The organism is Bacillus sp. Marseille-Q3570 (assembly GCF_946151055.1).
GTDB lineage: Bacteria > Bacillota > Bacilli > Bacillales > Fictibacillaceae > Pseudalkalibacillus.
Map to the genome: position 1 here is coordinate 620,123 of NZ_CAMGYZ010000001.1, position 6,000 is coordinate 626,122.

Annotated in this window: 6 protein-coding genes; 1 reads left to right on the forward strand and 5 read right to left on the reverse strand. The window is 41.1% G+C overall.

Going from position 1 to position 6,000, the window contains the following annotated elements:
• Nucleotides 1–406: 406 nt before the first annotated feature.
• The 4 genes from N8M93_RS03195 to safA all read right to left on the reverse strand — a co-directional run bounded on the left by N8M93_RS03195 (nucleotide 407) and on the right by safA (nucleotide 4,267).
• Nucleotides 407–973 carry an intercompartmental signaling factor BofC gene (locus N8M93_RS03195; protein ID WP_261129651.1) on the reverse strand — a complete coding sequence of 189 codons (567 nt, stop codon included), beginning with the start codon at nucleotides 971–973 and terminating at the stop codon, nucleotides 407–409.
• Between the two features lie 96 nt (nucleotides 974–1,069).
• Nucleotides 1,070–1,804: a YebC/PmpR family DNA-binding transcriptional regulator gene (locus tag N8M93_RS03200; protein ID WP_261129652.1), complete on the reverse strand. Its 735-nt coding sequence runs from the start codon at nucleotides 1,802–1,804 to the stop codon at nucleotides 1,070–1,072.
• Nucleotides 1,805–1,915: 111 nt separating this feature from the next.
• Nucleotides 1,916–2,476, reverse strand: a complete 561-nt coding sequence (locus tag N8M93_RS03205; protein ID WP_261129653.1) for a YhcN/YlaJ family sporulation lipoprotein — start codon at nucleotides 2,474–2,476, stop codon at nucleotides 1,916–1,918.
• A gap of 75 nt (nucleotides 2,477–2,551) precedes the next feature.
• The gene (gene safA / locus N8M93_RS22765) at nucleotides 2,552–4,267 is read right to left on the reverse strand and encodes a SafA/ExsA family spore coat assembly protein (RefSeq protein ID WP_314728248.1); all 1,716 of its coding nucleotides are present in this window, start codon (nucleotides 4,265–4,267) and stop codon (nucleotides 2,552–2,554) included.
• 206 nt (nucleotides 4,268–4,473) lie between these two features.
• Between safA and N8M93_RS03215 the strand changes: the two genes are divergently transcribed.
• Nucleotides 4,474–5,019 (forward strand): transcription repressor NadR, encoded by a 546-nt coding sequence (locus N8M93_RS03215; RefSeq protein WP_261129654.1) that lies wholly within the window; start codon nucleotides 4,474–4,476, stop codon nucleotides 5,017–5,019.
• Nucleotides 5,020–5,160: 141 nt separating this feature from the next.
• On the opposite strand, the gene N8M93_RS03220 is transcribed toward N8M93_RS03215, so the two are convergent.
• Entirely contained in the window at nucleotides 5,161–5,610 is a 450-nt protein-coding gene (locus tag N8M93_RS03220; protein ID WP_261129656.1) for an ACT domain-containing protein, read from the reverse strand.
• Between the last annotated feature and the right edge of the window lie 390 nt (nucleotides 5,611–6,000).

Below are 6,000 nucleotides of genomic sequence, written 5' to 3' on the forward strand. Positions count from 1 at the left end.
CCCCCTATTTGTAGTGAATCTGATCTCTTTATAGAAAAGTTCTGTTTTAAAAGTATAGCGCTTTTTCTTTTTTAGTTTCCTTTTACACTTTTGGCCGGAATGACCGTGAAAGCGGCCGGATTACTGTTGGAAGCGGCCGGAATATTTTTGAAACTGGCCGGATTATGTTAATTCATAAAAATACGAACGTTTCTTCTTATTTTTTCATTGTAGCACATCTATTGAAGAAAAGTCGAAAGAATATAAGAGCTGATGGAGGTTCATTCGCTAGTATCAATCTACTTTTGCAACATTCGAATTTCGCTAAATCAGTGGAGAAATCAACTTTATTATTTCTTAAAGCTGTTTTCGCTAGGTGAAATCAAAACGACCTGCTGGGAAAAGTAGTAGCAGGCCGTTGAATTTTTCATTTTTTGATAGCATATGGTTCATACTGATTGAGTACTTCCTGGTAGTCGGATTTGGTTTCGATCCGTATCCCTTCTTTCAATTTTTCAAGAAGATTACTCTCGAGTTTCTTAACATCGATTTGAAAGAAGGACTGTATGACTTGGTCTTCATGAGGTCTACCATTGAAAATCGTTAGGATGCCATCATCCGTAAGACCGAAAAACCCATTCACTTTTGAGAGTGGTGAAATATCATCAATTTCTTGCTCGAATATGACTCGTTTCAAATCTTGGTCGATCATTTGCCAATCAGCATAAGCTGCCCAAAAATCTTCCATCGACCAGATTGTTTCATAAATAACTTCTTGACTGCTTTCCCCGTCTAAATAAGTTCGCTGTAGAAGAACCTCGACAGTGAGTGGACCAGAAACGGTCTGTGCTTCCTGCTCTAGTGTATGACCTTGAGAAGGTAGGTTTGCTTTCACCTCATCCTCAAACGAATGAAACAACAGCACATAAACTGCCCCTAATACAGATACAACTATAGGAAAAATCCAAGCTGCTTTTACAGGGAAGGTTTTCACCTGACTATCACCTCACGTTTGTCTTCTTCAGACAAAATACATTCAGTAATAGTTTTACCGAATCAGGGGAATTTATCCATCTAAAATGAATCGCAATTATTCTTCGGCAATTTCTAGGTTATGGTATACTTCCTGAACATCATCAAGCTCTTCCAAGGCATCGATGAGATTGAACATTCTTTGTTCATCCTCCCTTTCAAGCTTTGTCAGCGTCTGAGGGATCATCGTGATTTCTGCAGTTGAAGGTGTATAACCTTTTGATAATAAATCATTCTTAACATTTGAAAATTGATCGGCATCGGTATAGATCTCATACGTTCCTTCATTCACTTCATACTCTTCCGCACCAGATTCAATGATTTCCAACATGAATTCATCTTCAGAAAGTGAAACATCGTCTTGATCAATGACAATCACACCTTTACGGTCAAACATGAAAGCAACACATCCAGATTCGCCTAAGTTCCCTCCATTTTTCGAAAACGCATGTCTCACTTCAGCAGCCGTGCGATTTTTATTATCCGTCAGGACTTCAACCATCACAGCTGTACCACCAGCTCCATACCCTTCATAGACGATTTCTTCATAGTTGACGCCTTCTAGATTTCCAGTCGCCTTCTTAATAGCACGATCAATATTTTCATTCGGCATGTTGGCAGATTTGGCTTTATCCACAGCTAAACGGAGTGATGGATTTGTCTCGGGATCCCCACCACCTTCTTTTGCAGCTATAAAAATTTCTTTAGCGAGTTTCATGAACACTTTTCCACGCTTAGCATCCTGGGCATTTTTTCTGCGTTGTATATTTTTCCACTTGGAATGTCCTGCCATATTGTTTCTCCCCTTTTCTTACACTTCTTTTTTCAATATAGCACATAACTACATCCATAAAAAAGAAAATGGAGCTGACACAAAAGGTGTCACCTCCAGCTTAAAACTTCGTTAACGATTGTTTTGGAAAGGTCGTTGCACTGCATTCCCGATATCGTTCATAATTGCATTCACATCTGAACGAACTTCTGTGAAACCATTCCCATCTCTCAAATCGTCATCGACATTTCTGATTCTTGTAAACATTTCTTCGTCCGTTGTTACCCGAACGTTTTTATCAGTCATTTGCTGCACAGCTTCCTTTACGTTCTTTCGGATATCCTGATCGTTTTGATCATTTGTATCTACACCGACTAAAACTGTATCACCGTTGACAACGACACGTGCATCATCAACGTTTTTCATTTCCTTGACCCGCTTGGAAATTCGAGCAGCAAGGTCTCCACCGTTGTAATCATCTGCATAATTGACTTCTGCCCTGTCAAGGTCTCTTCGATCACGATCTGCTATCTGAGTAAAAGGTCCCTCATTTGCCTCGTCATTCGTATAGTAACCAATAGGGCGAGTGTCATTATCATAACGTGTTTCCATCGCACCGTTACCATCTGCATTACATGCCGTCAATGCACCGGTCAGCATTAAAGCTGAAGTCAATACCATTAATTTTTTCATTTATAAACCTCCTTTCACCATTTAGAATGGCAATCAGAGGTTTAATTTAATCCGATTTGAGACGGAAATAGTTCCCTATTCTTTTTTGGTGTCTTTTTTCTTTTGTTTCCTTGGCTGCATCTGAATGTCAATGTCCCAATATGGATCCCTACCTGGAGTCTGACCCATCATTTCTCCTTGATTCTGTTGCATCCATGGCAGCTGACCGCCGCCTTGTTGGCCTTGCATCATCGGGAGCTGACCCATCATTCCTCCTTGATCCTGTTGCATCCAAGGCATTTGTCCACCGCCCTGCTGGCCTTGCATCATCGGGAGCTGACCCATCATTCCTCCTTGATCCTGTTGCATCCAAGGTAATTGACCGCCGCCCTGCTGGCCTTGCATCATCGGGAGCTGACCCATCATTCCTCCCTGATCCTGTTGCATCCAAGGTAATTGACCGCCGCCCTGCTGGCCTTGCATCATCGGGAGCTGACCCATCATTCCTCCTTGATCCTGTTGCATCCAAGGTAATTGACCGCCGCCCTGCTGGCCTTGCATCATTGGGAGCTGACCCATCATTCCTCCTTGATCCTGTTGCATGCCTGGCATTTGGCCGCTGCCCTGCTGGCCTTGCATCATTGGGAGCTGACCCATCATTCCTCCTTGGTCCTGGCTCGCCCAAGGATTAAGAGATTCATTATTCTGACCTTGCTGCATCATCTGACCGCCGCTTTGATCTTGGCTCATCCATGGCATTTGCCCTCCGCTTTGATCTTGACCCATCCATGGCATTTGTCCGCCGCCTTGATCTTGACCCATCCATGGCATTTGTCCACCGCCTTGATCTTGACCCATCCATGGCATTTGTCCACCGCCTTGATCTTGACCCATCCATGGCATTTGTCCGCCGCCTTGATCTTGACCCATCCATGGCATTTGTCCGCCGCCTTGATCTTGACCCATCCATGGCATCATTTGTCCGCCGCCGTAATCTTGACCCATCCATGGCATCATTTGTCCCCCGCCATGTTCTTGCCCCATCCACTGATAGTCATCATAATCCATTTCTTCCATTCCATACATTTCGAGTGGCGACGCATAACCATTTGGGATATCTCCATATTGGTCCATATGACCATACATAGGATAACCTCCCATTTGATGGTGATAGCCATACGGTTGCATCATCGGTCCATAGCATGGATCCATCATTTGATAAGAACCGTATTGCCCCCACGGTCCTGCACAAGGATCAGGCATACAGCAATCATCATATGGAATACATTCAACTGGCGGACAAGGTTTAACAGGTTTTGGCTTAGGCATTTCATATGTGGTGGTCTTTTCTTCTTTTTGTAAGCCTAATGTAATATGGAATTCTTCTTCTGTTATTGGTGCTTTAGGTTTTTTAACAATAGGTTTTTCTTTCACAATCGGTTTTTCCTTTATCGGCTTTTCTTTTATCGGCAGCTCTTTTTTGATCGGCATTTCTTTCTTGATTGGCATCTCTTTTTTCTTAGGTGCTTGGATCGGCATTTCTTTTTTCGGTTTAGGCATTGGTTTTTCCTTTGGTATTGGTTTCTCCTTCATTTTCATATTCATATGTGGCATAACTTTGTTTTTCAGATTACTCGGGTTATTTGGTTTTCCGTTCGGATTGCTGGTTGGTACTTTTACTTTGGCACCTGGATAGATGGTATCCGGATTCTGTATTTGGGGATTAGCTTTGATAACATCTTGTAATTCTACACCGTACATTTTAGAAATTTTCCAAAGTGTATCCCCTTTTTTGACAATGTGTATTTTCAAAACGATCTCCTCCCTGCCTAATTCATTACACAGTATATGAGAGATTGGGCATCTTGCTACACTTTTAAAAAAACGGTCTGTTCACTATAATCAATATATGAACCTGTTGAAACACATATTCTTTATGGGTGTGAAGAGCTCGTTATTCCGATTGGAAATATGGTATTCTTAAATGAAAGAAACTGTTGTTTTAGGAGGAAAATGTAATGAAAGATAAAGGAGATAAGGTCTTAGGGGAAGAACGGAGAGATCTTCTTCTTCAATGGCTGAAGCAAAGTGAGAGTCCACTGACGGGAAGTTATCTTGCAAAACAGACCAATGTGAGCCGGCAGGTGATTGTTCAAGATATTTCGTTGTTGAAAGCTCGTAATGAACCCATTATGGCTACGTCCAATGGATACTTATACTTCCAGCCCGTATCTTCAAAACAGAAATACAAAAGAATCATTGCCTGCCAGCATGCTTCTGATGAAACAATGGATGAACTCAATACAATTGTCGATTATGGCGTTACGGTAAAAGATGTTACGATTGAACATCCTGTCTATGGAGACTTGACTGGGGTGATCATGATTCAAAGTCGTCATGATGTTGAACAATTCATCAATAAAGTAAGGGAAACCAATGCAGCTTATCTGCTTGAATTGACGGACGGTGTGCACCTCCACACATTAGAAGCAGATTCAGAAAATCAGTTGGACCAAGCATGCAGAGCATTAGAAGAGAAAGGATACTTGTTGCCACGATCATAACTTTTTTAATTAGCTCTTTAGAAGTTGCTGATTTCCTATATTGAAGCAAATTCTAATTTTATCGGTGCACCTCTGGTTTTATCAGTAATTCTAAAATAATTCGGTGTAATTTGGTGATTTACCGATATCTTTCAATACTGGCTATGCGCCGGATCCTATTATGTTCACTTGTCTGACATGCTCCAACTTTTCAAGTGCTTTTAGAATACCGTTGATGTCTTCTTTGGAAGATGCCGTCTCGATCGATAACGTAACATTTGCTTTTCCTTGCAGGGGAATCGTTTGGTGAATCGTCAAGATATTACATCCTAATCCGGCAAGAATCCTAAGTAAGGACGACAATGATCCTGAACGGTCTTCCAAATGGATAGAAATAGACACGATTTGCTTTTGGACCATGGTTTCAAAAGGGAAAATCCGATCCCGGTATTTATAAAACGCACTTCTGCTTAAATCTACTGCTTTAACTGCTTCATTGATTGTACTCACTTTCCCAGATTCCAAAAGCGCTTTCGCTTCCAGCGTTTTCGTCATCGCTTCGGAAAGGACATCCTCTTGTACCAGATAAAAACGTTCACCTTTACGATCCATCTTGCAGCCTCCTGTTAAGGAATTGTTACCTCAGTATATAAGGATTAGCTTTTGTTAGCAACTTTATCGTATTGCTTTTAATCGTGCAGTTCAAACTGGGCTTTACACAAAAGGTATCCATTATGAAGATGGAATAAATAGAAGGCATTACTAGTCCCCTTTATTTAAAGTGGAAAAGAGTGATCAGATTAATCCTGAAAATGAACAAAATAATTGGAGAAATGAACAGATTATATGTTAAAGTGAACAGATTATTTAGGAAATCTTTTAAGCCCCCTTATTCATTTAGACACCATAATGAGTTCAAAGTAAACTTGAATTAGGTCTGGGAGAGGGGGGAGAAATAATGGGTCAGAAGAAAATTGATGTAATTGAAGATGTTAAAAAGCA